Origin of the sequence: Nocardioides sp. cx-169 (assembly GCF_021083605.1) — a bacterium.
Classification (GTDB): Bacteria; Actinomycetota; Actinomycetes; order Propionibacteriales; family Nocardioidaceae; genus Nocardioides.
Window position 1 is genome coordinate 173,455 of record NZ_JAJNRO010000008.1, and the last position, 26,175, is coordinate 199,629.

The 26,175-nt window shown below is 72.8% G+C and carries 26 protein-coding genes and 1 riboswitch; of the genes, 24 read left to right on the forward strand and 2 right to left on the reverse strand.

The features are described from left to right. The first annotated feature begins 1 nt into the window (after position 1). The 16 genes from carB (at position 2) to ligD (ending at position 17,207) form a co-directional block, all read left to right on the forward strand. Complete coding sequence (gene carB / locus LRP67_RS13020; protein WP_231270590.1) at positions 2–3,304, forward strand: carbamoyl-phosphate synthase large subunit; 3,303 nt, start codon at positions 2–4, stop codon at positions 3,302–3,304. Further along, a complete protein-coding gene (locus LRP67_RS13025; protein WP_231270591.1) occupies positions 3,304–4,353 on the forward strand; it encodes a quinone-dependent dihydroorotate dehydrogenase in 1,050 nt (349 codons plus the stop codon). The genes carB and LRP67_RS13025 overlap by 1 nt, the downstream gene beginning before the upstream one ends. Continuing rightward, entirely contained in the window at positions 4,350–5,510 is a 1,161-nt protein-coding gene (locus LRP67_RS13030; protein WP_231270592.1) for an alpha-hydroxy-acid oxidizing protein, read from the forward strand. The genes LRP67_RS13025 and LRP67_RS13030 overlap by 4 nt, the downstream gene beginning before the upstream one ends. A gap of 16 nt (positions 5,511–5,526) precedes the next feature. Continuing rightward, the gene (pyrF, locus tag LRP67_RS13035) at positions 5,527–6,342 is read left to right on the forward strand and encodes an orotidine-5'-phosphate decarboxylase (protein ID WP_231270593.1); all 816 of its coding nucleotides are present in this window, start codon (positions 5,527–5,529) and stop codon (positions 6,340–6,342) included. Continuing rightward, entirely contained in the window at positions 6,339–6,785 is a 447-nt protein-coding gene (locus tag LRP67_RS13040; RefSeq protein ID WP_231270594.1) for a hypothetical protein, read from the forward strand. The genes pyrF and LRP67_RS13040 overlap by 4 nt, the downstream gene beginning before the upstream one ends. Positions 6,786–6,914: 129 nt before the next feature. After that, positions 6,915–7,235: an integration host factor, actinobacterial type gene (mihF, locus tag LRP67_RS13045; protein WP_231270595.1), complete on the forward strand. Its 321-nt coding sequence runs from the start codon at positions 6,915–6,917 to the stop codon at positions 7,233–7,235. 19 nt (positions 7,236–7,254) lie between these two features. Beyond that, positions 7,255–7,881 carry a guanylate kinase gene (gmk, locus tag LRP67_RS13050; protein ID WP_231270596.1) on the forward strand — a complete coding sequence of 209 codons (627 nt, stop codon included), beginning with the start codon at positions 7,255–7,257 and terminating at the stop codon, positions 7,879–7,881. Continuing rightward, positions 7,841–8,224, forward strand: a complete 384-nt coding sequence (rpoZ, locus tag LRP67_RS13055; protein WP_231243807.1) for a DNA-directed RNA polymerase subunit omega — start codon at positions 7,841–7,843, stop codon at positions 8,222–8,224. Before gmk ends, rpoZ begins: the two co-directional genes overlap by 41 nt. 25 nt (positions 8,225–8,249) lie before the next feature. Further along, positions 8,250–9,491, forward strand: coding sequence for a bifunctional phosphopantothenoylcysteine decarboxylase/phosphopantothenate--cysteine ligase CoaBC (coaBC, locus tag LRP67_RS13060; RefSeq protein ID WP_231270597.1), 1,242 nt, complete (start codon positions 8,250–8,252; stop codon positions 9,489–9,491). Between the two features lie 75 nt (positions 9,492–9,566). After that, the gene (gene metK / locus LRP67_RS13065) at positions 9,567–10,769 is read left to right on the forward strand and encodes a methionine adenosyltransferase (RefSeq protein WP_231270598.1); all 1,203 of its coding nucleotides are present in this window, start codon (positions 9,567–9,569) and stop codon (positions 10,767–10,769) included. A gap of 133 nt (positions 10,770–10,902) precedes the next feature. Continuing rightward, positions 10,903–12,939: a primosomal protein N' gene (locus LRP67_RS13070; RefSeq protein WP_231270599.1), complete on the forward strand. Its 2,037-nt coding sequence runs from the start codon at positions 10,903–10,905 to the stop codon at positions 12,937–12,939. 30 nt (positions 12,940–12,969) lie between these two features. Beyond that, the gene (gene def / locus LRP67_RS13075; RefSeq protein ID WP_231270600.1) at positions 12,970–13,515 is read left to right on the forward strand and encodes a peptide deformylase; all 546 of its coding nucleotides are present in this window, start codon (positions 12,970–12,972) and stop codon (positions 13,513–13,515) included. Continuing rightward, positions 13,515–14,456: a methionyl-tRNA formyltransferase gene (gene fmt / locus LRP67_RS13080; protein ID WP_231270601.1), complete on the forward strand. Its 942-nt coding sequence runs from the start codon at positions 13,515–13,517 to the stop codon at positions 14,454–14,456. The genes def and fmt overlap by 1 nt, the downstream gene beginning before the upstream one ends. Further along, positions 14,453–14,869, forward strand: a complete 417-nt coding sequence (locus LRP67_RS13085) for an MmcQ/YjbR family DNA-binding protein (RefSeq protein ID WP_231270602.1) — start codon at positions 14,453–14,455, stop codon at positions 14,867–14,869. Before fmt ends, LRP67_RS13085 begins: the two co-directional genes overlap by 4 nt. Continuing rightward, positions 14,862–16,244, forward strand: a complete 1,383-nt coding sequence (locus LRP67_RS13090; RefSeq protein WP_231270603.1) for an RsmB/NOP family class I SAM-dependent RNA methyltransferase — start codon at positions 14,862–14,864, stop codon at positions 16,242–16,244. The genes LRP67_RS13085 and LRP67_RS13090 overlap by 8 nt, the downstream gene beginning before the upstream one ends. A 3-nt stretch (positions 16,245–16,247) precedes the next feature. Then, on the forward strand, positions 16,248–17,207 hold the full coding sequence (gene ligD, locus LRP67_RS13095; protein ID WP_231270604.1) for a non-homologous end-joining DNA ligase: 960 nt from the start codon (positions 16,248–16,250) through the stop codon (positions 17,205–17,207). 57 nt (positions 17,208–17,264) lie between these two features. Here ligD and ggt read toward each other — a convergent pair whose 3' ends face one another. Beyond that, entirely contained in the window at positions 17,265–19,139 is a 1,875-nt protein-coding gene (gene ggt, locus LRP67_RS13100; protein ID WP_231270605.1) for a gamma-glutamyltransferase, read from the reverse strand. Between the two features lie 136 nt (positions 19,140–19,275). Between ggt and rpe the strand changes: the two genes are divergently transcribed. From rpe to LRP67_RS13140, 8 genes are all read left to right on the forward strand, one after another. After that, positions 19,276–19,938: a ribulose-phosphate 3-epimerase gene (gene rpe / locus LRP67_RS13105; RefSeq protein WP_231270606.1), complete on the forward strand. Its 663-nt coding sequence runs from the start codon at positions 19,276–19,278 to the stop codon at positions 19,936–19,938. Positions 19,939–20,009: 71 nt separating this feature from the next. Then, a riboswitch (FMN riboswitch) is annotated at positions 20,010–20,139 on the forward strand. A gap of 76 nt (positions 20,140–20,215) precedes the next feature. Next, positions 20,216–21,268: a bifunctional diaminohydroxyphosphoribosylaminopyrimidine deaminase/5-amino-6-(5-phosphoribosylamino)uracil reductase RibD gene (ribD, locus tag LRP67_RS13110; protein ID WP_231270607.1), complete on the forward strand. Its 1,053-nt coding sequence runs from the start codon at positions 20,216–20,218 to the stop codon at positions 21,266–21,268. Then, positions 21,268–21,885, forward strand: a complete 618-nt coding sequence (locus LRP67_RS13115; protein ID WP_231270608.1) for a riboflavin synthase — start codon at positions 21,268–21,270, stop codon at positions 21,883–21,885. Before ribD ends, LRP67_RS13115 begins: the two co-directional genes overlap by 1 nt. After that, complete coding sequence (locus LRP67_RS13120) at positions 21,882–23,129, forward strand: bifunctional 3,4-dihydroxy-2-butanone-4-phosphate synthase/GTP cyclohydrolase II (protein WP_231270609.1); 1,248 nt, start codon at positions 21,882–21,884, stop codon at positions 23,127–23,129. The genes LRP67_RS13115 and LRP67_RS13120 overlap by 4 nt, the downstream gene beginning before the upstream one ends. After that, a complete protein-coding gene (ribH, locus tag LRP67_RS13125) occupies positions 23,126–23,614 on the forward strand; it encodes a 6,7-dimethyl-8-ribityllumazine synthase (RefSeq protein WP_231270610.1) in 489 nt (162 codons plus the stop codon). Before LRP67_RS13120 ends, ribH begins: the two co-directional genes overlap by 4 nt. Before the next feature lie 89 nt (positions 23,615–23,703). Further along, complete coding sequence (locus LRP67_RS13130) at positions 23,704–23,967, forward strand: phosphoribosyl-ATP diphosphatase (RefSeq protein WP_231243822.1); 264 nt, start codon at positions 23,704–23,706, stop codon at positions 23,965–23,967. A gap of 8 nt (positions 23,968–23,975) precedes the next feature. Then, positions 23,976–24,824: an ATP phosphoribosyltransferase gene (gene hisG, locus LRP67_RS13135; protein ID WP_231270611.1), complete on the forward strand. Its 849-nt coding sequence runs from the start codon at positions 23,976–23,978 to the stop codon at positions 24,822–24,824. Next, on the forward strand, positions 24,808–25,278 hold the full coding sequence (locus LRP67_RS13140) for a PH domain-containing protein (protein WP_231270612.1): 471 nt from the start codon (positions 24,808–24,810) through the stop codon (positions 25,276–25,278). Before hisG ends, LRP67_RS13140 begins: the two co-directional genes overlap by 17 nt. On the opposite strand, the gene LRP67_RS13145 is transcribed toward LRP67_RS13140, so the two are convergent. Further along, complete coding sequence (locus tag LRP67_RS13145; RefSeq protein ID WP_231270613.1) at positions 25,243–26,166, reverse strand: aldose 1-epimerase family protein; 924 nt, start codon at positions 26,164–26,166, stop codon at positions 25,243–25,245. The genes LRP67_RS13140 and LRP67_RS13145 overlap by 36 nt on opposite strands. Positions 26,167–26,175: the final 9 nt, after the last annotated feature.

Genomic DNA, 26,175 nt, shown 5'->3' on the forward strand with positions numbered 1-26,175 from the left:
CGTGCCGAAGCGCGAGGACATCAAGAGCGTCATGGTGATCGGCTCCGGGCCGATCATCATCGGCCAGGCGTGCGAGTTCGACTACTCCGGCACCCAGGCCTGCCGGGTGCTCAAGGAGGAGGGGATCCGGGTCATCCTGGTCAACTCCAACCCGGCCACGATCATGACCGACCCGGAGTTCGCCGACGCGACCTACGTCGAGCCGATCACCCCGGAGTTCGTGGAGAAGGTGATCGCAAAGGAGCGCCCCGACGCGCTGCTGGCCACCCTCGGGGGCCAGACCGCGCTCAACGCCGCGATGGCGCTGGACAAGGCGGGCGTGCTCGAGAAGTACGACGTCGAGCTGATCGGCGCCTCGATCGAGGCGATCGACCGCGGCGAGAACCGCCAGGTCTTCAAGAAGATCGTCGAGGAGCTGGGCGGCGAGTGCTCGCGCTCGGTCATCTGCCACACGATGGAGGACTGCCTCGGCGCGGCCGAGGAGCTCGGCTACCCGATGGTCGTGCGCCCGAGCTTCACCATGGGCGGCACCGGCTCCGGCATGGCCTACGACGAGGCCGACCTGCGCCGCATCGCCGGCGCCGGCCTGGCCGCGAGCCCCACGACCGAGGTGCTCCTGGAGGAGTCGATCCTCGGCTGGAAGGAGTACGAGCTCGAGGTCATGCGCGACACCGCTGACAACGTGGTGATCGTCTGCTCGATCGAGAACCTCGACCCGATGGGCGTCCACACCGGCGACTCCATCACGGTGGCGCCGGCGATGACGCTGACCGACCGCGAGTACCAGGCGATGCGCGACCTCGCGATCGGCATCATCCGCTCGGTCGGCGTCGACACCGGCGGCTGCAACATCCAGTACGCCGTCAACCCCGCCGACGGCCGGCTGATCGTGATCGAGATGAACCCCCGGGTCTCGCGCTCCAGTGCGCTGGCGTCGAAGGCCACCGGCTTCCCGATCGCCAAGATCGCGGCGAAGGTCGCGATCGGCTACACCCTCGACGAGATCTCCAACGACATCACCCGGGAGACTCCGGCGAGCTTTGAGCCCACCCTGGACTACGTCGTGGTCAAGGTGCCGCGCTTCGCGTTCGAGAAGTTCCCCGGCGCCGACCGGACCCTGACCACGCACATGAAGTCGGTGGGCGAGGCGATGGCGATCGGCCGCAACTTCACCGAGGCGCTGCAGAAGGCGCTGCGCTCGCTGGAGAGCCCCGACGCGGTCTTCGACTGGCACCAGGAGTGGGTCGAGCTGGACAAGGACGCGCTGCTGGCCGAGATCGAGACGCCGCACGACGGCCGGCTCAAGAAGGTCATGGACGCCCTGCGGGCCGGCGCCACCCCGCAGGAGGTCTTCGACCACACCAAGATCGACCCGTGGTTCGTCGACCAGCTGCTGCTGATCAACGAGATCGCCGAGGAGGTCACCGCGGCCGACGAGCTGACGCCGTCTCTGCTGCGCAAGGCCAAGCGGCACGGGTTCTCCGACGCCCAGATCGGCAAGATCCGCGGCATGACGCCCGACGTCGTACGCGGGGTGCGCCACGCGCTCGGCATCCGCCCGGTCTACAAGACTGTCGACACCTGCGCGGCTGAGTTCGCCGCCACCACGCCGTACCACTACTCCTCCTACGACGAGGAGAGCGAGGTCGCGCCACGCGAGCGGCCGGCCGTGATCATCCTCGGCTCCGGGCCCAACCGGATCGGCCAGGGGATCGAGTTCGACTACTCCTGCGTCCACGCCAGCCTCGCGCTCAGCGAGGCCGGCTACGAGACCGTGATGGTCAACTGCAACCCCGAGACGGTCTCGACCGACTACGACACCTCCGACCGGCTCTACTTCGAGCCGCTCACGCTCGAGGACGTCCTTGAGATCGTGCACGCCGAGACTCTCGCCGGCCCCGTGGCCGGGGTGATCTGCCAGCTCGGCGGCCAGACCCCGCTGGGCCTGGCCCAGGGCCTCGAGGACAACGGCGTGCAGATCGTCGGCACGTCCCCGGCTGCGATCCACCTTGCGGAGGAGCGCGGCGCCTTCGGCGACGTGCTGCGCGAGGCCGGGCTGCCGGCGCCCAAGTACGGCATGGCGACCAGCTTCGCCGACGCGGACCGCATCGCCGGCGAGATCGGCTACCCGGTGATGGTGCGCCCGTCGTACGTCCTCGGCGGGCGCGGCATGGAGATCGTCTACGACCAGGACGCGCTCGAGGACTACATCGGCCGCGCCACCGCCATCAGCACCGCGCACCCCGTGCTGGTCGACCGGTTCATCGACGACGCGGTCGAGATCGACGTCGACGTGCTGTACGACGGTCACGAGCTGTTCCTCGGCGGCGTCATGGAGCACATCGAGGAGGCCGGCATCCACTCCGGCGACTCGTCGTGCGCGCTCCCGCCGATCACGCTGGGCGCCGCCGAGATCCTGCGCATCCGTAAGGCCACGGAGGCGATCGCCTCCGGCGTCGGCGTGCGAGGGCTGCTCAACATCCAGTTCGCGCTCGGCTCCGACGTGCTCTACGTGCTCGAGGCCAACCCGCGCGCCAGCCGCACCGTGCCGTTCGTCTCCAAGGCGACGGCGACCCCGCTGGCGAAGGCGGCGGCCCGCGTGATGATGGGGGAGAGCATCGCCGAGCTGCGCGCGGTCGGCCTGCTCCCGGCCGAGGGCGACGGCGGCACGCTGCCGGCGGACCAGCCGATCGCGGTCAAGGAGGCGGTGATGCCCTTCAACCGGTTCCGCACCCCCGACGGCGCGCAGGTCGACACCGTGCTGGGCCCGGAGATGAAGTCCACCGGCGAGGTCATGGGCTTCGACGCCGACTTCGGCACGGCGTTCGCCAAGGCGCAGGCGGCGGCCTTCGGCTCGCTGCCGACCTCGGGCAGGGTGTTCGTCTCGATGGCCAACCGCGACAAGCGGCACATGATCTTCCCGATCAAGGTGCTCGCCGACCACGGCTTCGAGATCCTGGCCACCCAGGGCACCGCCGAGGTGCTGCGCCGCAACGGCGTCGACGCCACGATCGTGCGCAAGCACTTCCAGGGGCCGGGACCCGCGGGGGAGAAGACCACCGTCCAGCTGATCCTGGACGGCGAGATCCAGCTGGTCATCAACACCCCCAACGGCTCCGCCAGTGGTGGGGGCTCCGGCAGCTCGGCGCGTGTCGACGGCTACGAGATCCGCACGGCCGCGATCATGGCCAACATCCCCTGCATCACCACCGTGCAGGGCCTCGGCGCGGCCGTGCAGGGGATCGAGGCGCTGGAGCGCGGCGACATCGGGGTCCGCTCGCTGCAGGACTGGGCCCGCCGCTGATGGGGGCCTACTCGCTCCTGTTCGACCACGGCCTCACCCGAGTCGACCCCGAGCGGGCCCACCACCTCGCCTTCCGCGGGATCCGCGCGGCGCGACCGGTGCTGGGGGCGCTCGGGCGGCCGGGCGCGCCGGTCGAGGCGATGGGGCTGCGCTTCCCCAACGTGCTGGGTCTGGCGGCGGGCTTCGACAAGAACGCCGTCGGCATCGACGCGCTCGCCGCCCTCGGATTCGGGCACGTCGAGGTCGGCACTGTCACCGGCGAGGCGCAGCCGGGCAACCCGAGGCCACGGCTCTTTCGGCTGCCCGAGGACCGGGCCGTGGTCAACCGGATGGGCTTCAACAACGACGGCGCCGAGGTCGTCGCCCACCGGCTGAAGCGACGCGCCTTGGCACTGGCACGTCGTGGGCCCGACGACCGCCACGATGACTCCCAGCCACGCACCCAGCTGGGCGTCAACATCGGCAAGAGCAAGGTCGTGCCCGAGGACGAGGCCGTGCGCGACTACGAGAAGTCCGCACGGCTGCTGGCGCCGTACGCCGACTACCTGGTCGTCAACGTCAGCTCGCCCAACACCCCCGGCCTGCGCAACCTCCAGGCCGTCGAGAAGCTGGAGCCGATCCTCACCGCCGTCCGGGCCGTCTCCGACGGCGTGCCGCTGCTCGTGAAGATCGCCCCGGACCTCGCCGACGACGACGTGGCGGGCGTCGCCGACCTGGCGCTGGCGATCGGCCTGGACGGCATCATCGCCACCAACACCACGATCTCCCGCCAGGGGCTGCGCACCCCCGCCGCCCGGGTCGCAGCGATCGGAGCGGGCGGGCTGTCCGGCCAGCCGCTGACCGCGCGCGCGCTGGAGGTGACCCGGCTGCTGCGGCAGCGGGTCGGGCCGGACCTCACGCTGATCGGGGTCGGCGGGATCACCACGGTCGCGGACGCGAGGGCGAGGCTCGACGCGGGCGCGGACCTGCTGCAGGGTTACACCGCGTTCGTCTATGAGGGGCCGCTGTGGCCCCGGCGCCTCGTCCGCGGCGTACAGGGGAAGAGATGAGCCAGTACGGCGACTACCAGAACGAGCTCTACCTCGCCGCGCTCGGCGGCGTGCTGCCGCAGCACCCGTTCACCTACGACGACCTGGAGCGCGGCGGGCTCGAGGTGCTCCCGCCCGAGCTGCGCTCCTACGTGGCCGGCGGCAGCGGGAGCGAGGCGACGCAGCGGGCCAACGCGGAGGCCTTCGGCCGCTGGGCGCTGGTGCCGCGGATGCTGCGAGGGGCGGCCGAGCGCGACCTGTCGGTGGAGCTGTTCGGCAAGCGTCTGGCGAGCCCCCTGATGCTCGCGCCGGTCGGCGTGGTGGGGCTCTGCACGCCCGACGGCCACGGCGACATCGCCACCGCGCAGGTCGCCGCGCAGACCGGCGTGCCGATGATCGCCTCGACGCTGATGAACGACCCGCTCGAGGAGGTGGCGCCCCACTCCGGCGACACTCCGTCGTGGTTCCAGCTCTACACCCCCAAGAGTCGCGAGCTGGCCGCCAGCCTGGTGAGCCGCGCGGAGCGGGCGGGCTACGACGCGATCGTCGTCACCCTCGACACCTGGGTGCCCGGGTGGCGCCCGCGCGACCTGGCCAGCGGCAACTTCCCGCAGCTGCGAGGCAAGGTGCTGGCCAACTACACCTCGGACCCGGTCTTCCAGGAGATGACCGGCCCCGACCCCGACCTCGGCACCCTCGTGCTGACCTGGGTCAGCACGTTCGGCAACCCCCTGTCGTGGGACGACCTGCCGTGGCTGCGCTCGCTCACGACCCTGCCGATCGTGCTCAAGGGGATCTGCCACCCCGACGACGCCCGGCGCGCGCTCGACGCGGGCGTCGACGGCATCTACTGCTCCAACCACGGCGGCCGCCAGGCCGACGGCGGCGGGTCCGCGCTCGGGTGGCTGCCCGGCGTGGTGGACGCGGTCGCGGGGGAGGCGCCGGTGATCTTCGACTCCGGCGTGCGCACGGGCGCCGACGTGGTCAAGGCGGTCGCGCTGGGCGCCACCGCGGTCGCGGTCGGCCGCCCTTACGTCTACGGCCTGGCCCTGGGCGGTGTCCCGGGCGCGGTCCACGTGCTCCGGTCGCTGCAGGCCGAGGCCGACCTGGTGATGGCCGTCGACGGCTACCCCACGCTCGCCGACCTCGACCGCGACGCCCTCGTGTGGCAGCCATGATCGACAGGAGCCTGACATGACCTTCGGAGCGCGCCTGCACGCCGCCATGGCCGACCGCGGACCGTTCTGCGTCGGCATCGACCCGCACGCCGCCCTGCTGCGCGACTGGGGGCTCGACGACGACGTGGCCGGACTGGAGCGGTTCGCGCTCACCGTCGTGGAGGCGGTCGCACCCCTCTGCTCGGTGGTGAAGCCGCAGTCGGCCTTCTACGAGCGCTTCGGCAGCCGCGGCGTCGCCGTCCTCGAGCGCGTCGTCGCCGAGTCCCGGGCGGCGGGCGCCCTGGTGCTGCTCGACGTCAAGCGCGGCGACATCGGCTCCACCTCCCAGGCCTACGCCGACGCCTACCTCGACCCGACCTCGCCGCTCGCCGTCGACGCGATCACGGCCAGCCCCTACCTCGGCTTCGGCTCCCTCGCCCCGATGGTCGACACGGCTCGGGCTCACGGCGCCGGGGTGTTCGTGCTGGCGCTGACCTCCAACAAGGAGGGCCCCGAGGTGCAGGAGGCGCGCACCCAGGACGGCACCACCGTCGGCGCCCTGATGATCGAGCACCTGCGGCGGCTCAACGAGGGTGCCGAGCCCCTTGGCTCGTTCGGGGCGGTGGTCGGAACCACGATCGGCGACACGGGGCTGGACTTCGCGTTCAACGGTCCGGTGCTCGCGCCGGGCTACGGCGCCCAGGGCGGCACCGCCGCGGACGTCCGGCGGATCTTCGGCCCGGCGGCGGGCCGGGTCCTGGCCAGCTCCTCGCGTGAGGTGCTGCGCCTCGGTCCTGACCGGGCGGCCATGCGGGAGGCCGTGCGCGCGGCCAACGACGAGCTCCGGTCGTGACCCGCCGCCGCGGGGTCGCGCTGGTGCTGCTGCTCACACTGCTGACCGCCAGCTGTGGCGAGGACGACCCGTTCGCGGACTACTGTGCGGAGGTCTCGGCGCAGCAGAAGGCGCTCTCGGAGGCCTTCGCCGGCCGCGGCCCCACGGCCCTGATCGACGCCCTGCCGAGCTTCGCGGCCCTGCGCGAGGAGGCGCCCCGCGACATCGAGGACGACTGGAAGGTGCTGGTCGCCAGCGTCGACGCGCTTGTGGAGGCGCTGGAGGAGGCCGACGTCGACCCCGCGACGTACGACGCCACGAAGCCTCCTGCGGGTCTCAGCGACGAGGAGAGGTCCGCGATCGAGGCGGCCGCGACGGAGCTCGCGGGCCCGGCGACGAGGGCGGCGCTCGCCGCCGTGGACCAGCAGGCGCGTGACGTATGCCAGACCCCGCTGTACCTGTGAGGGCAGGGCGGCGCGGCCGTTTCTAGAACACGTTCTCCTTTGGCGATTGCAGCCCTGTCGCCGACCTGACTAGATTGAGCCCCCAGTGGCACGTGCTCCCGTCGCCCTGACAACCGAAGGACCCAACTCGTGGCTCTGCCCCCACTGACACCTGAACAGCGCCAAGCCGCGCTGCAGAAGGCCGCCGCCTCCCGCCGCGAGCGGGCGGAGGTGAAGAACCGCCTCAAGAACTCCGGCGCGTCCATCGCCGACGTCCTGCAGCAGGGCGCGACCAACGAGGTCATCGGCAAGATGCGGGTCATCGACCTGCTGCAGTCGATGCCCGGCCTCGGCAAGGTCCGGGCCCGCCAGACCATGGAGCGGCTCGGGATCGCCGAGAGCCGCCGGGTCCGGGGGCTGGGATCCAAGCAGGTGGCGGCACTGGAGCGCGAGTTCGCATCGGGCGAGTGATTCACCGGATACTGCCCCGGTGACCTCTGCTCCTGCGCACCACCGCCTCGTCGTGCTCGCCGGCCCCACGGCGGTCGGCAAGGGCACCGTGGCCGCCGCCGTACGCGAGCGACACCCCGAGGTCTGGATCTCCGTCTCGGCGACCACCCGCGCGCCGCGACCCGGCGAGGTCGACGGTGTCCACTACTGGTTCGTCGACGACGCGGAGTTCGACCGGCTCATCGCCGAGGACGCGCTCCTCGAGTGGGCCGTGGTCCACCAGGCCGCCCGCTACGGGACCCCCCGGGCGCCGGTGGAGGAGGCGCTGGCCGCCGGTCGGCCGGCGATGCTCGAGATTGACCTGCAGGGCGCGCGCCAGGTCCGCCGGACCATGCCCGAGGCGCTGTTCGTCTTCCTCAAGCCTCCCTCGTGGGAGGAGCTCGTGCGTCGCCTCGTCGGGCGGGGCACCGAGTCCCAGGAGGAGCGAGAGCGCCGACTCGAGACCGCACGGGCCGAGCTGGCCGCCGAGTCGGAGTTCGACGTCACGATCGTCAACCACGAAGTTCACGATGCGGCCGATGAGTTGGTATCCTGGATGGTGCCCGACTCCGAGCATTCCCATCGCGATGATCAGCACCGGGATCATCACCTGCCCAACGACTTGTGAGGCTTCACGCGTGTCTGCGCCCAACATCGACGCTCAGGGTGTCACCAACCCCTCGATCGACGACCTGCTCACCAAGACCGACAGCAAGTACAAGCTGGTGCTCTACAGCGCCAAGCGCGCCCGTCAGATCAACGCCTACTACTCCCAGCTGGGCGAGGGCCTGCTCGAGTACGTCGGCCCGCTGGTCGACACCCACGTCCAGGAGAAGCCGCTCTCGATCGCGCTGCGCGAGATCAACGAGGACCTGCTGACCTGCGAGGACGTCGACCCGGCCGAGCTCGCCGCCGAGGAGGCCGCCGCCAAGCAGGCCGCCATCGACGCCTCCTTCACGACGAGCGAGTGATCCGCTGAGCATCAGCGACTCCCACGTGGCCGCGCCCCCGACGGGGACGCGGCCGCGCGTCGTTCTGGGGGTCGCCGGCGGCATCGCGGCCTACAAGGCCTGTGAGCTGCTGCGGCGACTGACCGAGTCGGGCCACGACGTGACCGTCGTGCCGACCGCCGCCGCGCTGGAGTTCGTCGGCGCGCCCACGTGGGCCGCGCTGTCGGGCAAGCCGGTCTCCACCTCGGTCTGGGACGAGGTGCACCAGGTGCCCCACGTGCGGATCGGGCAGAGCGCCGACCTGGTCGTGGTCGCCCCGGCGACCGCGGACCTGCTGGCCAAGGCCGCCCACGGCCTCGCCGACGACCTGCTCACCAACACCCTGCTCACCGCTCGCTGCCCGGTCGTGTTCGCGCCCGCCATGCACACCGAGATGTGGGAGCACCCCGCGACCCAGGCCAACGTCGCGACGCTGCGCTCGCGGGGGGTCCTCGTCATCGAGCCCGCCGAGGGCCGCCTCACCGGCAAGGACACCGGCAAGGGCCGGCTGCCCGAGCCCGACCAGATCCTCGACGTCTGCGTCGGCGTGCTGGCCCGCGGCGGCGCCGCTGTCCCGCACGACCTGGCCGGTCGCCAGGTGGTGGTGTCGGCCGGTGGCACCCGCGAGTACCTCGACCCGGTCCGGTTCCTCGGCAACCGCTCCTCGGGGCTCCAGGGCTACGCCCTCGCCCGCACCGCGCACGCCCGTGGCGCCCAGGTCACGCTGATCGCCGCCAACGTCGCGCTGCCCGACCCGGCCGGCGTCAAGGTCGTCCACGTCGGCACCACGGCCGAGCTGCGTACCGAGGTGCTGGCCGCCGCCGCCGCGGCCGACGCCGTGGTCATGGCCGCCGCGCCGGCCGACTTCCGCCCCGCGGAGGTCAGCGACGCCAAGATCAAGAAGGCCGACGACGGGTCGGCCCCTCAGCTCGGTCTCGTGCAGAACCCCGACATCCTCAAGGAGCTCTCCCACCACCGCCCGCGCGCCGACGCGGTGATCGTCGGGTTCGCCGCGGAGACCGGTGACGCCACCGGCTCGGTGCGCGAGCTGGCGGCCGCCAAGCTGGCCCGCAAGGGCTGCGACCTGCTCGTCGTCAACGACGTCAGTGCGGGAGCGGTGTTCGGCAGCCCGGACAACGAGGCGGTCATCCTGTCCGCCGAGGGCGACGCGACCGACGTACCGCGGGGGTCCAAAGCCGCGGTGGCGGACGCGATCTGGGACCGGGTCGTGCGACGATTCGCTGGCTGAGACGCGGACCTAGCATGCTGGTGCCTCAAATACGCTGCACCGAGTCGAGTTTGCCTAACGGGAGTGAGTCGCACTGTGGCTGGACGTCTTTTCACCTCGGAGTCAGTGACCGAGGGACACCCGGACAAGATCGCTGACCGCGTCAGCGACACCGTCCTGGACTACCTGATGGAGCACGACAGCGACAAGGAGAACCTCCGCGTCGCCGTCGAGACGCTGCTGACCACCGGGCTCGTCGTCGTCGCCGGCGAGGTCCGCACCAACGCCTACGCCCCGGTCGCCGACCTGGTCCGCAGCGCCATCCTCGAGATCGGCTACGACTCCTCCGAGAAGGGCTTCGACGGCGCCTCCTGCGGCGTGCAGGTCGCCATCGGCGCCCAGTCCTCCGACATCGCCCAGGGCGTCGACCACGGCCACGAGTCGCGGGTGGGCTCCTCCGAGGACGAGCTCGACCAGCGCGGCGCCGGCGACCAGGGCCTGATGTTCGGCTACGCCTGCGACGACACCGACGTCCTGATGCCGCTGCCGATCGTCATCGCCCAGCGCCTGGCCGAGAAGCTCACCGAGGTGCGCAAGAACGGCACCATGAGCAACCTGCGGCCCGACGGCAAGACGCAGGTCACCATCGAGTACGACGAGGACGACCGTCCGGTGCGGATCGACACCGTCGTCCTGTCGACCCAGCACTCCGAGGACACCGACCTCACCAAGCTCGAGGCCGAGATCAAGCAGAACGTCATCGACCCGGTGCTCTCGACGTTCTCCTTGCCCTCCGAGGACTACCGGCTCCTGGTCAACCCGACCGGACGCTTCGTCGTGGGCGGCCCGATGGGCGACGCCGGCCTGACCGGCCGCAAGATCATCGTCGACACCTACGGCGGCATGGCCCGTCACGGCGGCGGCGCGTTCTCCGGCAAGGACCCCTCCAAGGTCGACCGCTCGGCCGCCTACGCCATGCGCTGGGTCGCCAAGAACGTCGTCGCGGCCGGCCTGGCCCGTCGCTGCGAGGCCCAGGTCGCCTACGCGATCGGCAAGGCCAAGCCGGTCGGGGTGTTCGTGCAGACCTTCGGCACCGGCATCGTGCCCGACGAGCAGATCCAGGCCGCGGTGCTCGAGGTCTTCGACCTGCGCCCCGCCGCGATCCTGCGTGACCTCGACCTGCTCCGCCCGATCTACGCCAAGACCTCCGCCTACGGCCACTTCGGTCGCGAGCTGCCCGAGTTCACCTGGGAGCGCACCGACCGCGCCGAGGCCCTCAAGGCCGCGATCAACGCCTGACGTCCCTGATCCACCGCTGACCCGTCAGAAGCTTCTGACGGGTCAGTGTCATCTCCGGGGTGGACCCGGCGTCGCCTCCCGCCCGGCACCGGCGCCCGGGCGGGTGTCGACGGGCGCTGGTAGAACTCTGGCCATGAGTGCACCCGACGAGCAGCCCGAGCTGCTGCCGGGCATGGTGCGGGCGACGGTGAAGGCGTCGCAGGCGAAGGCGCGCGCCACCCGGGCGCGGACCTCGGCCGCGGCGGCCGTGGCCGACGTCGATCCCGTGGCCCGGGTGCTGGTCGACGTGCCGCTGGCTCATCTGGACCGCCCCTTCGACTACGCCGTCCCCGCGACGATGGACGAGGGCGTGCGGCCCGGGGTCCGGGTCAAGGTGCGGTTCGCCGGCCAGGACCTCGACGGGCTCGTCGTCGACCGGGGTGCCACCTCCGAGCACCCGGGGACGCTGGCGCCGCTGCGACGGCTGGTGAGCGCGGAGCCGGTGCTGTCGCCGGAGATCGCCGCGCTGGCCGACGACCTGGCGGAGCGCTACGCCGGGTCACGGGCCGACGTGCTGCGGCTCGCCGTACCTCCCCGACACGCGACCGCCGAGAAGGAGCCCTCGCCGCCGGCGCCGCCGCTGGGCGAGCTGCCGCCGGCCCCGGAGGGGTGGACTGACCATCCGCTGGCGGCCGCGTACCTGCGTCACCTGCGCGAGGGCGGCTCTCCGCGGGCGGTCTGGGGCGCGGTGCCGGGTGCCGACTGGCCGGCGCTGGTGGCCCACGCGGCCGCCGAGACGTACGCCGGCGGCCGGGGCGTGCTCGTGTGCGTGCCCGACGGCAAGGACGTGGCACGGCTCGAGCGCGCGCTGGTCGACCGGCTCGGCGAGGGCCACCATGTGGCGCTGACGGCAGGTCGGGGCCCGGCGGCCCGCTACCGCGAGTTCCTGGCCGTCAGCCGTGGCGCACGCCGGGTCGTCGTCGGCACCCGCGCGGCCGCCTTCGCCCCGGTCCACGACCTCGGCCTGGTGGTCCTGTGGGACGACGGCGACGACCTGCACAGCGAGCCGCGGGCGCCCTACCCGCACGTGCGCGAGACGCTGCTGCTGCGCGCCGAGCGGGAGGGCACGGCGGTGCTCCTGGGCGGGTTCGCGCGCAGCGTCGAGGCCGCCTACCTCACCCGCACCGGCTGGGCCCACGACCTGGCCCCCGAGCGGGCGGCGCTGCGCCGGGCGGTGACGGTGGGCGTCGCCGGCGCCACGGAGTGGGAGCTCGACCGCGACCCGCACGCCCGCAGCAGCCGGATGCCCCGCCGGCTGCATGAGTCCGTGGGCCGCGCGCTGGAGCGCGGACCGGTGCTGGTGCAGACCCCGCGCCTGGGCTACGCCACCGCCCTGGCATGCGAGCGCTGCCGGGAGCCGGCCCGGTGCGGCCGGTGCCGGGGGCCGCTGGCGATCGGCGGAGCGACGTCGCCGCCGGCCTGCCGCTGGTGCGGTACGCCGGACGAGGCGTGGGCCTGCTCGGCGTGCGGCCACCGCGGCCTGCGCGCCCCGGTGCTCGGCGACGCCCGCACGGCCGAGGAGCTCGGGCGTGCCTTTCCGGGCGTCCGGGTCCTGACCTCGTCGGGCGAGCGGGTCCTGGCCGAGGTCGACGGTGCGCCGGCGATCGTCGTCGCCACCCCGGGAGCCGAGCCCGTTGCGAGCGGCGGCTACGCCGCGGTCGTGCTGCTCGACACCTGGCTGCTGCTCGGCCGCACCGACCTGCGCACCGAGGAGGAGGCGCTGCGCCGATGGTGCAACGCCGTGGGCCTGGTCGGCCCGGGAGGTGAGGCGCTGGTCGTCGGCGACCCCGCGCACCCCGCCGTCCAGGCGCTGGTGCGCTGGGACCCGGCCGGGTTCGCCGAGCGGGAGTCGGCTCAGCGCCAGGAGGCACACCTGCCGCCAGCCTCGCGCCTGGCCACGATCACCGGTGAGCCGGGGGCGGTCGACGACGCGGTGACCCTGCTGGCCGCGCCGGAGAGCGCGGAGGTCCTGGGGCCGGTCGACGTGGGTGACGACGAGTGCCGGGTCGTGGTCCGGGTGCCGCGCGCACAGGGCCCCGCCCTGTCCGCTGCCCTCGGCGAGCTGCAGCGGGTGCGCTCGGCGCGCAAGCTGGACGCCGTACGCATCCAGGTGGACCCCGTCGGTCTCTGAGCCCTCGAGCTCCTCACTAGACTGGCGGGCATGCCCATCCAGCCCATCCGGCTCTTCGGTGACCCCGTGCTGCGCAAGCCCGCGCTCGAGGTCGTCGACTTCGACAAGGAGCTGCGCAGGCTGGTGGAGGACCTCACCGAGACCATGCTCGCCGCCCCCGGCGCCGGGCTCGCCGCACCTCAGATCGGGGTGGGGCTGCGGGTCTTCACCTGGAACGTCGAAGGCGAGGTCGGCCACCTGGTCAACCCCACGCTCGACCTGTCCAGCGAGCTGCAGGACGGCCCCGAGGGCTGCCTGTCGCTTCCGGAGCTGACCTACGACTGCACGCGCGCACTGTCGGTGGTGGCGCGCGGGTTCGACCTGCACGGCGAGCCGGTCGTCATCGAGGGCTCGGACCTCCTGGCGCGCGCCCTGCAGCACGAGACCGACCACCTCGACGGGGTCCTGTTCATCGACCGGCTCGACCGTGAGGCGCGCAAGGCCGCGATGCGCGAGATCCGGGAGTCGGAGTGGTTCGGCCTCGAGCAGCCCGTGGTCAAGGTCAGCCCGCACGCGACCCGCGGGCTCGGCCTCTGATGCGGCTGGTCTTCGCCGGCACCCCGGATGTCGCGCTGCCCTCGCTCGAGGCCCTCGCGGAGTCCGACCACGAGCTGGTCGGGGTCGTCACGCGTCCCGACGCCCCGTCGGGTCGCGGGCGGAGGCTCGTCGCCAGCCCCGTGGCGCAGCGGGCGGAGGAGCTCGGTCTGCCGGTCCTCAAGCCCGACCACCCGCGAGACCCGGCGTTCCAGGAGTCGCTGCGCGCGTTGGAGCCGGACTGCTGCCCGGTCGTCGCGTACGGCGCGCTGCTGCCGCAGTCGGCCCTCGACATCCCAGTGCACGGATGGGTCAACCTGCACTTCTCGTGCCTGCCCGCGTGGCGGGGCGCGGCGCCGGTGCAGCACGCGATCTGGGCCGGCGACGAGGTCACCGGCGCCACGACGTTCCGCATCGTCAAGGAGCTGGACGCCGGGCCGACGTTCGGGGTGATGACCGAGCGGATCCGCCCGCGCGACACCGCGGGGGACCTGCTGGGCCGCCTGGCCGAGGGCGGTGCCGGACTGCTGGTCGCGACGCTCGACGGGCTCGCCGACGGCTCGATCGTGGCGCGCGAGCAGGAGGCCGAGGGAGTCACCTTCGCCCCCAAGATCTCGGTCGAGGACGCCCACGTCGACTGGCAGGTCCCCGGCCACCTGCTCGACCGCCAGGTCCGCGCGTGCACGCCCGCGCCGGGAGCCTGGTCGACGTTCGAGGGGCAGCGGCTCAAGATCGGCCCGGTCCTGGTGGTCGACGAGCAGTTGCCGGCCGGCCGGCTCGAGGTCCGCAAGGACACCGTGCTCGTGGGGACGTCCACGCACGCCGTCGTGCTGGGACAGGTCCAGCCTTTCGGCAAGAGGCAGATGCCGGCCGCCGACTGGGCGCGTGGAGCTCGCCTCGCCTCCGGCGCCCAGCTCGGCGAGAGCCCGAGGCAGGGAGCATGAGCCGCCCGGCGCGCCCCGAGGACGTCGACGACATCTGCCGCGGCCTGCCCGAGGTCGAGCTCGGCATCTCCTGGGGCGACCGTCCGACGTACAAGGTGCCGACCGGCGGCAAGGGCAAGGGCTTCCTGCTGTTCCGGGCGCCCCACCAGAGCGCGGTCGATCCCGAGAGCGGGGAGATGTACGACGACCTGCTGGTGATCATGACCGCCGACGCCGCCGAGAAGGAGGCGCTGGTCGCCGACCCCTCGCTGCCGTTCTTCACGATCGACCACTTCCGCAGCTTCAACGCGGTGCTCGTGCAGCAGTCCCGGCTGGGCGAGATGAGCCGCGACGAGCTGGCCGAGATCCTCACCGACGCCTGGGCCGCCAAGGCCCCCAAGGCGCTCGTCCGGAAGCACCTCGGCGATGGCTGACGCCCCGTCCGAGGCGCGGCGGCCGCCCTCGCGCGCCCCGCGGGCCGAGATCGACAACGCTCGGCTGGCGGCCTACGAGGTGCTCAAGGCGGTGCGCGTCGACGGCGCCTACGCCAACCTGGTGCTGCCGGCGGTGATGCGCCACTACCGGCTCGAGCAGCGCGACGCGGCCTTCGCGACCGAGCTGGCCTCCGGGACACTGCGGCGCCGGGGCACCTACGACGCGATCATCGCCTCGTGCGCGGACCGGCCACTGCGCAAGATCGAGGCCAAGGTGCTCGACGCCCTGCGCCTGGGCGCCCACCAGCTGTTGTCGATGCGCGTGCCCGACCACGCCGCGATCAGCACCTCGGTCAGCCTGGTGCGCACCAAGGGCAGCTCGGGTGCGGGCAACTTCGCCAACGCCGTCCTGCGCCGCGTCGCCGAGCACGACCTGGACACCTGGATCGCCCAGGTGGCTCCCGCCAAGCCCCCCAGCCGCTACGCCGAGGTCGCGTTCAGCCACCCGGTCTGGATCGTCGACGAGCTGCGCAAGGCGGTGGGCGAGGCCGAGCTGCACGCGGTGCTCGCCGCGGACAACGTGGCCCCGCGGGTGACGCTCGTGGCGCGCCCCGGTCGGGCCACCGTCGCGGAGCTGCCGGGCACCCCCACGGCGTTCTCGCCGTACGGCGTGGTGCTCGAGGGCGGTGACCCGGGCGCGGTGCCGGCCGTGGCCGAGGGCCGGGCGGGCGTGCAGGACGAGGGCTCCCAGCTGGTCGCGGCGCTGCTGGCCGCGGCGCCCCTGGACGGGCCGGACCGTCGCTGGCTGGACCTGTGCGCGGGACCGGGCGGCAAGTCCGCGCTGCTGGCCGCCCTCGCGGCCGAGCGCGGCGCCGGCCTGGTCGCCGTGGAGCGCCAGCACCACCGCTCGCGACTCGTGGCGCGCAACCTCGAGGGGGCGGCAGGGGTCGTGGGCGTCGTCACGGGCGACGGCACCGCGTCGCCCGTACGGCCGGGCAGCGTCGACCGGGTCCTGGTCGACGCGCCCTGCACCGGCCTGGGCGCCCTTCGGCGCCGGCCCGAGGCGCGCTGGCGGCGCCGCGCCGACGACCTGTTCACGCTGGTGCTGCTGCAGCGACAGCTGGTGGCGTCGGCCATCGACGCCGCCCGTAGCGGGGGGCTGGTGCTCTACGCCACCTGCTCGCCCGTGCGCGCGGAGACCGACGACGTGGTCACCTCCGTCCTGCAGCAGCGCGACGACGTGGTCCTCGAGGACGCGCGGGCGCTGCTGCCCCAGGTGCCCGACTGCGACGGGCCCCTGCCCGGCACCGTGCAGCTGTGGCCGCACCGACACGGCACCGACGCGATGTTCATGGCGCTGTTCCGTAAGGTCTGAGCCATGGCCAGCTCGCCGCCCGCGCTCGAGATCGAGGTCGACGACCGGGTCGTGCGCGTCAGCAACCCCGACCGCGTGTACTTCCCCGAGTCCGGCGCCACCAAGGCCGACCTCGTCGACTACTACCTCGCGGTGGGGCCGGGCATCGTCAGCGCGCTCTTCGAGCGGCCGTGCATGCTGCACCGCTTCCCGAAGGGTCTCGCGGGGGAGAAGGTGCACCAGAAGCGGCTCCCGCAGGGTGCGCCGCCGTGGGTGGAGACGGTGCGGCTGCACTTCCCGCGGTGGAACCGCACCGCCGACGAGCTGTGCGTCACCGAGCTCGGCAGCGTGATCTGGGCGGTCCAGATGTCGACGGTGGAGTTCCACCCGTGGAACAGCCGCCGTGAGGACCCGGAGAGTCCCGACGAGTGGCGCATCGATCTCGACCCCGGTCCGCTGTCGGACTTCGCGCAGGTGCAGCGCGTCGCGCACGTCGCGCACGAGGTCCTCGACGAGCTGGGGGCGGTCGGCTACCCCAAGACCAGCGGCGGCTCGGGCATGCACGTCTACGTGCGCATCCGCCCCGACCACGGCCACAAGGCCGTACGCCGGGCGGCGCTGGCGTTCGCCCGCGAGGTCGAGCGGCGCGCGCCGGACGACGTGACCACCACCTGGTGGCGCAAGGACCGCGACCCCCACCAGCTCTTCGTCGACTACAACCAGAACGCTCGCGACCACACCATCGCGGCGGCGTACTCGGTGCGCGGTCTGCCCGACGCCCGGGTCTCCGCGCCGATCCGCTGGGACGAGGTCGACGACTGCGACCCGCGCGACTTCACGATCTTCACCGTCCCCGCCCGCTTCGCCGAGCTCGGCGACCTGCACGACGGCATCGACGGGGACGTGTTCGACATCACGCCGCTGCTGGAGTGGGCCGACCGCGACGAGCGGGAGGGTGCCGAGACTCCCGAGGAGCCCGAGTGAGCAGGTCGCTGGAGGTCGTCGAGGAGCACGGCCTGCTCACCTCGGCCTAGGTCGAGCTCAGCGGCGCGCCTTCCGTACGACGTACGCGGCCCCACCGCCGCGGCGGTCCGGCTCGGCGACCACCACGAGCCGCCCGCGTGGGCCGAAGCGGATCGCCGTCGCGGCGCCGATCTCGGAGGCGCTGGTCAGCCCGTCGCCCGATGGCACCAGGTCGTGGCCGTAGAGGTCCTCGAGGACCGCGCCGTAGGCCGCGATGAAGTCCGGCTCCGCGGTGACCGTCGCGGTGTTGCGCTGCGACGCACGCGGGGCCGCGATGGCCTGCGGCAGCGACATGCCCCGGTCCAGGTGGTTGACCAGCATCTGCAGCACGGTGGTGATGATGGTGGAGCCGCCCGGGGAGCCGAGGGCGAGGTAGGGCCGACCGTTCTTCAGCACGATCGTCGGCGACATCGAGGAGCGTGGCCGCTTGCCGGGCTGGATGCGGTTCGGGTCGTCGGCGGCGTAGACGGTGGAGAAGTCGGTCAGCTCGTTGTTGAGCAGGAAGCCGCGGCCGGGGACGACCATGCCCGAGCCGCCCGTCTGCTCGATGGTCAGCGTGTACTCCACGACGTCGCCCCAGCGGTCGGCGACGGTGAGGTTCGTCGTCGAGATGTTCTCGGTGTCGGTCTCGACCTGTCCGGCGCGAGTCGGTCCACACACCCCGTCGTAGTCGCGCACGTCACCCGGCGCGGTCGGCTTGGCGATCGCGGTGTCCCCGATCGCGCAGGCGCGCTCGCGAGCGAACCGGTCGTCGAGCAGGCGGCGCAGCGGCACCCGCACCTTGGTCGGGTCGCCGACGTACTCGCCCCGGTCCGCGAACGCCAGGGCGCTGGCCTCGAGGTAGTGGTGCAGCGCCTCGCCGTCGTCCATGCCGCGCAGGTCGAAGCGCTCCAGGATGTTCAGCGCCTCGCCCACGGTCGAGCCGCCGCTCGAGGAGGGTGCCATGCCGTAGACCTCGTAGCCGCGGTAGCCGATCTTGGTCGGACGCTGCTCGCGGACCCGGTAGTCGCGCAGGTCGCGGGCCGTGAGGTGGCCCCGCGGCACCGGGAGCGTGGTGCTCTTGCTCTTGGGCGGGCGCTGGACGGTCTTGGCGATCTGGCGGGCGAGCGGGCCACGGTAGAAGCCGTCGCGTACACCGAGCCGCGCCAGGCGGGTCAGCGTGCGGGCCAGATCGGGGTTGCGGAACGTCGAGCCGACCTCCGGCAGCCGGCCCTTCGGCAGGAACAGCCGTCGCGTGGCGGGGAACGCCGCGAAGCGCTCGCGGTTGTCCTCCGTCTGCTGGCGGAACGTGCGGTCCACCCGGAAGCCTTCGCGGGCCAGCCGGATGGACGGGGCCAGCGCGTCGGGGAGCGACCAGGTGCCCCAGCGCCGCAGGGCCCGCTGCCAGGTCAGCGGGGTGCCCGGCGTGCCCACCGAGACGCCGCTGGTCACCAGGTCGGGGGCGAACGGGTACGGCTCGCCGGTGGCGGGGTCGATGAACGCGTCACGCGGCATCCGGCGCGGCGCGGTCTCGCGCCCGTCGATGGTCTGTACCTTTCGGGTCTTCGCGTCGTAGTGGACGAAGTAGCCACCACCCCCGATGCCCGCGCTGTAGGGCTCGCTCACCCCGAGCGCCGAGGCCATGGCCACCGCCGCGTCCGTGGCGTTGCCGCCTCGGCGCAGGACCCGGATCCCGACCCGGCTGGCGTAGGGGTCGACGCTCGACACCGCGCCGCCGTAGCCGACGCTGGTGGCCGTCTTGGGCGGGTTCGGCGTCGGCGGCTGGACGCTGGTGCGCTGGGCGCGGTGGTCCTCCTCGGCGCTGGCGGTGGCCGTGCCGACGGCGGCGGTGAGGCCGGCGGCGAGCCCGAGCGCGACCAGGGCGGCCAGCGGACGCTGCGGCGTACGGTTCATCGAGGTGCCTCCCGAGCTGGTACGGCCCACGAGCGTCGGCCGTGGCGTCCGGTGCCCCAGCCTGCCGGGCCGATGCGGGCTTGTCGACCGCCGGGCCAGGGCCGAGCCGCCGCGGGCCGCGCCCTAGGATCGGGCCGTGGGCATCCAGATCACTCCGAGCATCCTCAACGCGGACTTCGCCCGGCTCGGCGAGGAGGTCGCGCGCATCCCCGGGGCGGACTGGGTGCACGTGGACGTGATGGACAACCACTTCGTTCCGAACCTGACCTTCGGCCCGACGATGGTCGAGGCCATCGCGCGCGTGAGCGACGTACCGGTCGACGCGCACCTGATGATCGAGGACGCGGATCGCCACGCGGTGACCTACGTCGAGGCCGGGGCCGGCTCTGTCACCTTCCACGTCGAGGCCGCGACGGCACCGGTGCGCCTGGCCCGGGAGATCCGCGCCGCGGGCGCACGCGCCAGCATGGCCCTGCGACCGGCGACGCCGATCGCGCCGTACGAGGACCTGCTCCCCGAGCTCGACATGCTGCTGATCATGACGGTGGAGCCGGGCTTCGGGGGCCAGAAGTTCCTCGACCTGTGCCTGCCCAAGATCCGCGCCGCCCGCGCGATGCTCGACCGCCATGGCATCGAGACCTGGCTGCAGGTCGACGGGGGAGTCTCCCTGGAGACCATCGAGCGCTGCGCCGAGGCCGGCGCCGACACCTTCGTCGCCGGCTCAGCCGTCTACTCCGCCGAGGACCCCGACCGCATGGTCGCCGCGCTGCGTGCCGCCGCCGAGGCCGCCGCTCCGTGAGGGCCGGGATGTGGGCACCTGTGTGGGGGCGCACCGGGCATGTGGCAGGCTGTTCTCGACGAGTTCTCAACTCGCGTGCTCTGGGGTCGGTGTAATTCCGAGCCGGCGGTGAAAGTCCGCGACCCGGTCACAGCCTGTGGCCGGTTGATCAGGTGAGATTCCTGGACCGACGGTGAAAGTCCGGATGGGAAGCGCACGCAGGCGACGTCGGTGCCCGCGAGGCGCCAGCGTGGCCGTCGGCCCCGGAGTCCGTGACCGGACACGAGGGGCCAGCCACATGAGCGTGACCGCAGCCGAGCGGACCGCGATGCTGCGCGCCCTCGAGCTGGCCGCGACGCCAGGTGTCCCGCTCGGCCCCAACCCGCGGGTCGGCTGCGTGCTGCTCGCCGACGACGGCCGCACGGTCGCCGAGGGCTTCCACCGCGGTGCCGGTACGCCGCACGCCGAGGCCGACGCTCTCGCCCGCGCAGGTGCCGCCGCCCGCGGGGCCACCGCCGTGGTGACGCTGGAGCCGTGCAACCACACCGGCCGCACCGGGCCCTGCGCCCGGGCCCTCGTCGACGCCGGCGTACGGCGGGTGGTGTACGCGCAGCCCGACCCCAACCCGGTCGCCGCCGGGGGAGCGGACACGCTGCGGGCGGCGGGGGTCGAGGTCGAGAGCGGGCTGCTGGCGCAGGAGAGCCGCGCCCTCAACCGGGTGTGGACCTTCGCCACCGAGCGCGGGCGCCCGTTCGTGACCTGGAAGTTCGCGACCACGCTGGACGGCCGCAGCGCGGCGGCTGACGGCACCTCTCGCTGGGTGTCGGGGCTCGCGGCCCGCCGCGACACCCATCGCCTGCGCGCCCTGTGCGACGTGATGCTGGTCGGCACCAACACCGTGGCCGTGGACGACCCGCGGCTCACGGTCCGCGACGAGCACGACCGGCCGGTGCCGGCCCAGCCGCTGCGCGTGGTGATGGGCGAGCGCGACCTGGAGCACGACCGCCGGATCTTCGACGAGACGCAGCCCGGCGGCAGCCTGCACCTGCGCACCCGCGACCCGCGGAGCGCGCTCGCCGAGCTCCGGGCGCGCGATCGCCAGCACGTGTTCCTCGAGGGGGGCCCCACGCTGGCGGCGGCCTTCCTGCGGGCCGGACTGGTCGACGAGATCGTCGCCTACGTGGCGCCGATGCTGCTCGGGGCCGGCCGCAGCGCCGTGGGCGAACTCGGGATCACCACGATCGCCGACGCGTTGCGGCCCGTGGTCACCGACGTGACGGTCCTGACCGGCCTCGACGGCGAGCAGCCCGACGTCCGCCTCACCATGACCCCCCAGGAGAGGGAGAGTTGATGTTCACCGGAATCGTCGAGGAGCTCGGCACCGTCACCGCCGTCGAGGACCAGGGCGACGCGATCCGCCTGACGGTCAAGGCGGAGACCGTCCTGAGCGACGCGCAGCTCGGCGACTCGATCGCCGTCAACGGCTGCTGCCTCACCGTGGTCTCCCACGACGGCGTGGAGTGGACCGCCGACGTCATGCAGGAGACGCTCGACAAGACCAGCCTCCAGGGGGCCCGTCCAGGTGACCGGGTCAACCTCGAGCGCGCGGTCACCGCGGAGAAGCGACTCGGCGGCCACATCGTCCAGGGCCACGTCGACGGTGTCGGTCGCGTCGTGCGCCGTACCCCCAGCGAGCACTGGGAGGTCGTCGAGATCGAGATGCCCGCCGAGCTCGGCAGGTACCTCGTCGACAAGGGGTCCATCACCGTCGACGGGGTCAGCCTCACCGTCGTGGAGGCTCTCGACACCACGTTCACCGTCAGCCTCATCCCCGAGACCCTCGCCCGCACCACGCTCGGCTCCCGCCGACCCGGCGACCGGGTCAACCTCGAGGTCGACATCATCGCCAAGCACGTCGAGAAGCTGCTCGGCGCCTACCAGCAGCACCCCAGCAAGGAGCAGTCATGACCGAGCAACAGCATGCGTTCGTCCGCCTCGACAGCATCGAGCGCGCGATCGCCGACATCGCCGCGGGCAAGGCGGTGATCGTCGTCGACGACGAGACCCGGGAGAACGAGGGCGACATCATCTTCGCGGCCAGCAAGGCGACGCCAGAGCTGATGGCGTTCACCATCCGCTACTCAAGCGGCGTCATCTGCGTGCCGATGCCCGCCCGGATGCTCGACCGGCTCGAGATCCCGCTGATGACCCCGCACAACAAGGACAAGCTGCGCACGGCGTACACGATCTCGGTCGACGCCCGCGACGGCGTGAGCACCGGGATCTCCGCCGCCGACCGGGCCCACACCGTGCGGGTCCTGGCCGACTCGGCCACCGAGCCGTGGGAGATCACCCGGCCGGGCCACGTGTTCCCGCTGCGCTACCGCGAGGGCGGGGTGCTGGTGCGCCGCGGCCACACCGAGGCGGCGGTGGACCTGGCGACCCTGGCCGGCCTCACGCCCGCCGGCGTGCTGGTCGAGGTCGTCAACGACGACGGCACCATGAAGCGGGCACCCGAGCTGCGTGCGTTCGCCGACGAGCACGACCTGGCGATGATCTCGATCGACGACCTGGTGCGCTACCGGCGTCGCCACGAGACCCTCGTCGAGCGGGTCGCGGAGACCCGGCTGCCGACGCGCCACGGCGACTTCACGGCGTACGGGTACCGGATCACCGTCGACGGCAGCGAGCACATCGCGCTCGTGCACGGGGACCTGACCGGCCCGGAGCCCGTCCTCACCCGCGTGCACTCCGAGTGCCTGACCGGCGACGTGTTCGGCAGCAACCGGTGCGACTGCGGCCCGCAGCTCGACGAGGCGCTGGAGCGGATCGTGCAGGAGGGTCGCGGCGTGGTGGTCTACCTGCGCGGCCACGAGGGCCGGGGGATCGGCCTGGTGGCCAAGCTGCAGGCCTACCAGCTCCAGGACGGCGGGCGCGACACCGTCGACGCCAACCTCGACCTCGGGCTGCCCGCGGACGCGCGCCACTACGGCACCGCGACCCAGGTGCTGCGCGACCTCGGCATCGAGCGGGTGCGGCTGATGACGAACAACCCCGACAAGGTCGACAACCTCGAGGACTTCGGGATCGAGGTCGCCGAGCGCGTGCCCCTGACCCCGCACCCCAACGACCACAACCTCGCCTACCTGCTGACCAAGCGCGACCGGATGGGCCACCATCTTCCCGACCTCGAGCAAGGAGCGATGCGATGAGCGGCCACGGAGCCCCCAGCCACGAGCCCGTCGACTGCCACGACCTGCGGGTCGCGGTCGTCGCGGCGAGCTGGCACACCCAGGTCATGGACGGGCTGATCGCGGGCGCCGAGCGGGCTCTGACGGCACACCAGGTGGAGGCGCCGGTCGTCGTGCGGGTGCCCGGCACCTTCGAGCTGCCGGTGGTCGCCGGGGCGCTCGCCGCGCACGGGTACGACGCGGTCGTGGCGCTCGGCGTCGTCATCCGCGGTGGGACCCCCCACTTCGACTACGTGTGCAACGCTGCGACCGACGGCCTGGGCCGGGTGGCGCTCGACCACCAGACCGCGGTCGGCTTCGGCGTCCTCACCTGCGACACCGAGGAGCAGGCCCTCGACCGCGCCGGCCTCGAGGGGTCGGCCGAGGACAAGGGCTACGAGGCCACCGCCGCCGCGCTGGTGACCGCGCAGACGCTCAGGCGCGTCCGGCGCGGCTACGAGAGCTGAGCTCCGCCACACCGGCCCCTGGCCCGCGCGACGTCTCGCCGCGGCGCCCGGGGACGGGGGCGAAGTCCGCTGACCGTAGGCTGAGGCCCGTGAAGACGTTCGACGAGCTCTGGGCCGAGCTGAGTGACAAGGCCCGGACCCGACCGGCAGGATCCGGCACCGTGCAGCAGCTCGACGCCGGCGTCCATGCCATCGGCAAGAAGCTGGTCGAGGAGGCCGCCGAGTCCTGGATGGCCGCCGAGCACGAGGGCAAGGAGCGCACGGCCGAGGAGATCAGCCAGCTGCTGTACCACGCCCAGGTCCTGATGCTCGCCAGCGGCATCGAGCTCGACGACGTCTACGCCCACCTCTGAAGGTCTCCATGTCTCTGTTGCGAGTGGCGGTCCCCAACAAGGGGTCGCTGTCCCAGTCCGCGTCCGACATCCTGCGCGAGTCCGGCTACCGCCAGCGCTCGGACTCCAAGGAGCTGTCGCTCATCGACGTCGAGAACGGCGTCGAGTTCTTCTACCTGCGCCCGCGCGACATCGCGCTGTACGTCGGCGAGGGCACCCTCGACGTCGGCATCACCGGCCGCGACCTGCTGCTCGACTCCGGCGCGCACGCGGTCGAGTCGCTGACGCTCGGCTTCGGGCGCAGCACGTTCCGCTTCGCAGGGCCGGCCGGTCGCTACTCCGACCTCGGCCAGCTCGAGGGCACTCGCATCGCGACGTCGTATGTCGGTGTCGTCGAGGCGTTCCTGGCCGAGCGCGGCATCAAGGCCGGCGTCACCCGCCTCGACGGGGCCGTCGAGAGCAGCATCCAGCTCGGGGTCGCCGACGTGATCGCGGACGTGGTGGAGACCGGCAGCACGCTCAAGCACGCCGGGCTCGAGACCTTCGGCGAGGCCATCTTGGAGTCCGAGGCGGTGCTGGTCACGCGCAACGGCGACGTCCCCGACGGCTTCGAGGTCTTCAAGCGCCGCATCGACGGGGTGCTGGTCGCGCGGAGCTACGTGATGATGGACTACGACATCGAGGAGCAGCACGTGACCGCAGCGGTCGCGATCACCCCCGGAATCGAGGGGCCGACGATCTCGCCGTTGCATCGCGAGGGCTGGGTCGCTGTGCGGGCCATGGTCCCGCGCGCCGGCGCCCAGCGCCTCATGGACGAGCTGTGGAGCATCGGTGCCCGCGGCATCCTCACGACGGACATCCATGCCTGCCGGCTCTGAGCCCGTCCAGGTGAGCGTGCCGCGCACCTGGCGACCCATGGGCCCCCGCATCGCCGGGCTGGTCGCCGGCGCGGTCCTCGTCTTGATGATGGTCCTGCTCTGGATCGGCTTCGACGACGCCACCCGCGAGTCCGTCACGCCGTTCCAGCGCGGGACGGTCGTCGGGCTGGGCGTCCTCATCGGCGTGGGCATCCACGCCCTGATCCGCTGCCGCGCCGTCGCCGACCGGGACGGGCTGACGGTGGTCAACGGCTACCGCTCGCGCCGCTTCGCCTGGGAGCAGATCGTCGGGGTGCACCTGCCGCCGGGCGCTCCGTGGGTGACCCTGGACCTGACCGACGGCACCACCGTGTCGGTCATGGGCATCCAGGGCTCCGACGGCCAGCGCGCGCGGACCGCCGTGCGCGAGCTGCGCTGGCTAGTCGACCGCCCGGATGCCCCACGAGACCGATAGCTCGTCGCCTGCCTCTCCGGCAGGCGCCAGCGTGACCAGGTCCTCGCCGGAGCGGAACGCGTCGGTGTCGGCGGTCATGGGCTCCACCGCCACCGATCGGCGCGCCGTCGCGGGCACGTCGTCGGCGGTGTAGAGCAGCAGCCATCGCACCCGCTCGTCGACCCACAGCGCGACGGCGTGACCGGTCGCCGGGTCTCGCAGCACCGTGGTCGCCACGCCGTCGTCGTTGCGGGTGAGGTCGGTGAACGTGGCGTTGAGGACGGTGCCGCCGACCGGGCGAGCGACCCGGAAGTCGTACGGCGTGCCGTCGACCGGCTCGCGCCCCACCGGCAGCAGCCGGTCGTCGGTCAGGCTGCGCGTGGCCGCGGGCAGGGTCAGCTCCCAGCTGTCGGCGGGCCCGGGGCCTACGGCGAGGTAGGGATGGGCACCGCACGCGTACGGCGCCGGATCCCGCGACGTGTTGGTCGCGGTCTGGGTGACCGTGAGCCCGTCGGCCGACAGGTCGTAGACGACGCGCAGGTCCAGGGTCCAGGGGTAGCCCTTCTGTGCCATCAGCCGGTACTGCAGGGACACCGAGTGGGTCGTGTGCTCCTCCAGCGTCCACGCGACCCACCGGGCCAGGCCGTGCGAGGCGTTGTGCCGTTGCGGCTCCGTGAGCGGGAGCTGGTGCTCGGAGCCGCCGAAGGCGTAGCGGCCGTCGCGGATCCGGTTCGGCCACGGCATCAGGAGCTGCCCGCGCCCACCGGGGGACATCTCGTCCTCGGCGAAGCCGTCGACGAGGTCGCGGGTGCCGTGGGACAGGGTGCGCAGCGCGGCCCCGCTCTCGGTCACGACCGCTCGGTAGCCGCCGCCCTCGATCTCGAACTGCTCCCCGCTCGGCGCCACCATGCGCTCACC

Excerpts from the sequence above, each read along its gene's own strand:
- LRP67_RS13025 (WP_231270591.1), top strand. The coding sequence starts at position 3,304 with ATGGGGGCCTACTCGCTCCTGTTCGACCACGGCCTCACCCGAGTCGAC.
- LRP67_RS13030 (WP_231270592.1), top strand. The coding sequence starts at position 4,350 with ATGAGCCAGTACGGCGACTACCAGAACGAGCTCTACCTCGCCGCGCTC.
- pyrF (WP_231270593.1), top strand. The coding sequence starts at position 5,527 with ATGACCTTCGGAGCGCGCCTGCACGCCGCCATGGCCGACCGCGGACCG.
- rpoZ (WP_231243807.1), top strand. The coding sequence starts at position 7,841 with ATGATCAGCACCGGGATCATCACCTGCCCAACGACTTGTGAGGCTTCA.
- LRP67_RS13070 (WP_231270599.1), top strand. The coding sequence starts at position 10,903 with ATGAGTGCACCCGACGAGCAGCCCGAGCTGCTGCCGGGCATGGTGCGG.
- def (WP_231270600.1), top strand. The coding sequence starts at position 12,970 with ATGCCCATCCAGCCCATCCGGCTCTTCGGTGACCCCGTGCTGCGCAAG.
- fmt (WP_231270601.1), top strand. The coding sequence starts at position 13,515 with ATGCGGCTGGTCTTCGCCGGCACCCCGGATGTCGCGCTGCCCTCGCTC.
- LRP67_RS13085 (WP_231270602.1), top strand. The coding sequence starts at position 14,453 with ATGAGCCGCCCGGCGCGCCCCGAGGACGTCGACGACATCTGCCGCGGC.
- LRP67_RS13090 (WP_231270603.1), top strand. The coding sequence starts at position 14,862 with ATGGCTGACGCCCCGTCCGAGGCGCGGCGGCCGCCCTCGCGCGCCCCG.
- ligD (WP_231270604.1), top strand. The coding sequence starts at position 16,248 with ATGGCCAGCTCGCCGCCCGCGCTCGAGATCGAGGTCGACGACCGGGTC.
- ggt (WP_231270605.1), bottom strand. The coding sequence starts at position 19,139 with ATGAACCGTACGCCGCAGCGTCCGCTGGCCGCCCTGGTCGCGCTCGGG.
- ribD (WP_231270607.1), top strand. The coding sequence starts at position 20,216 with ATGAGCGTGACCGCAGCCGAGCGGACCGCGATGCTGCGCGCCCTCGAG.
- LRP67_RS13115 (WP_231270608.1), top strand. The coding sequence starts at position 21,268 with ATGTTCACCGGAATCGTCGAGGAGCTCGGCACCGTCACCGCCGTCGAG.
- LRP67_RS13120 (WP_231270609.1), top strand. The coding sequence starts at position 21,882 with ATGACCGAGCAACAGCATGCGTTCGTCCGCCTCGACAGCATCGAGCGC.
- ribH (WP_231270610.1), top strand. The coding sequence starts at position 23,126 with ATGAGCGGCCACGGAGCCCCCAGCCACGAGCCCGTCGACTGCCACGAC.
- hisG (WP_231270611.1), top strand. The coding sequence starts at position 23,976 with ATGTCTCTGTTGCGAGTGGCGGTCCCCAACAAGGGGTCGCTGTCCCAG.
- LRP67_RS13140 (WP_231270612.1), top strand. The coding sequence starts at position 24,808 with ATGCCTGCCGGCTCTGAGCCCGTCCAGGTGAGCGTGCCGCGCACCTGG.
- LRP67_RS13145 (WP_231270613.1), bottom strand. The coding sequence starts at position 26,166 with ATGGTGGCGCCGAGCGGGGAGCAGTTCGAGATCGAGGGCGGCGGCTAC.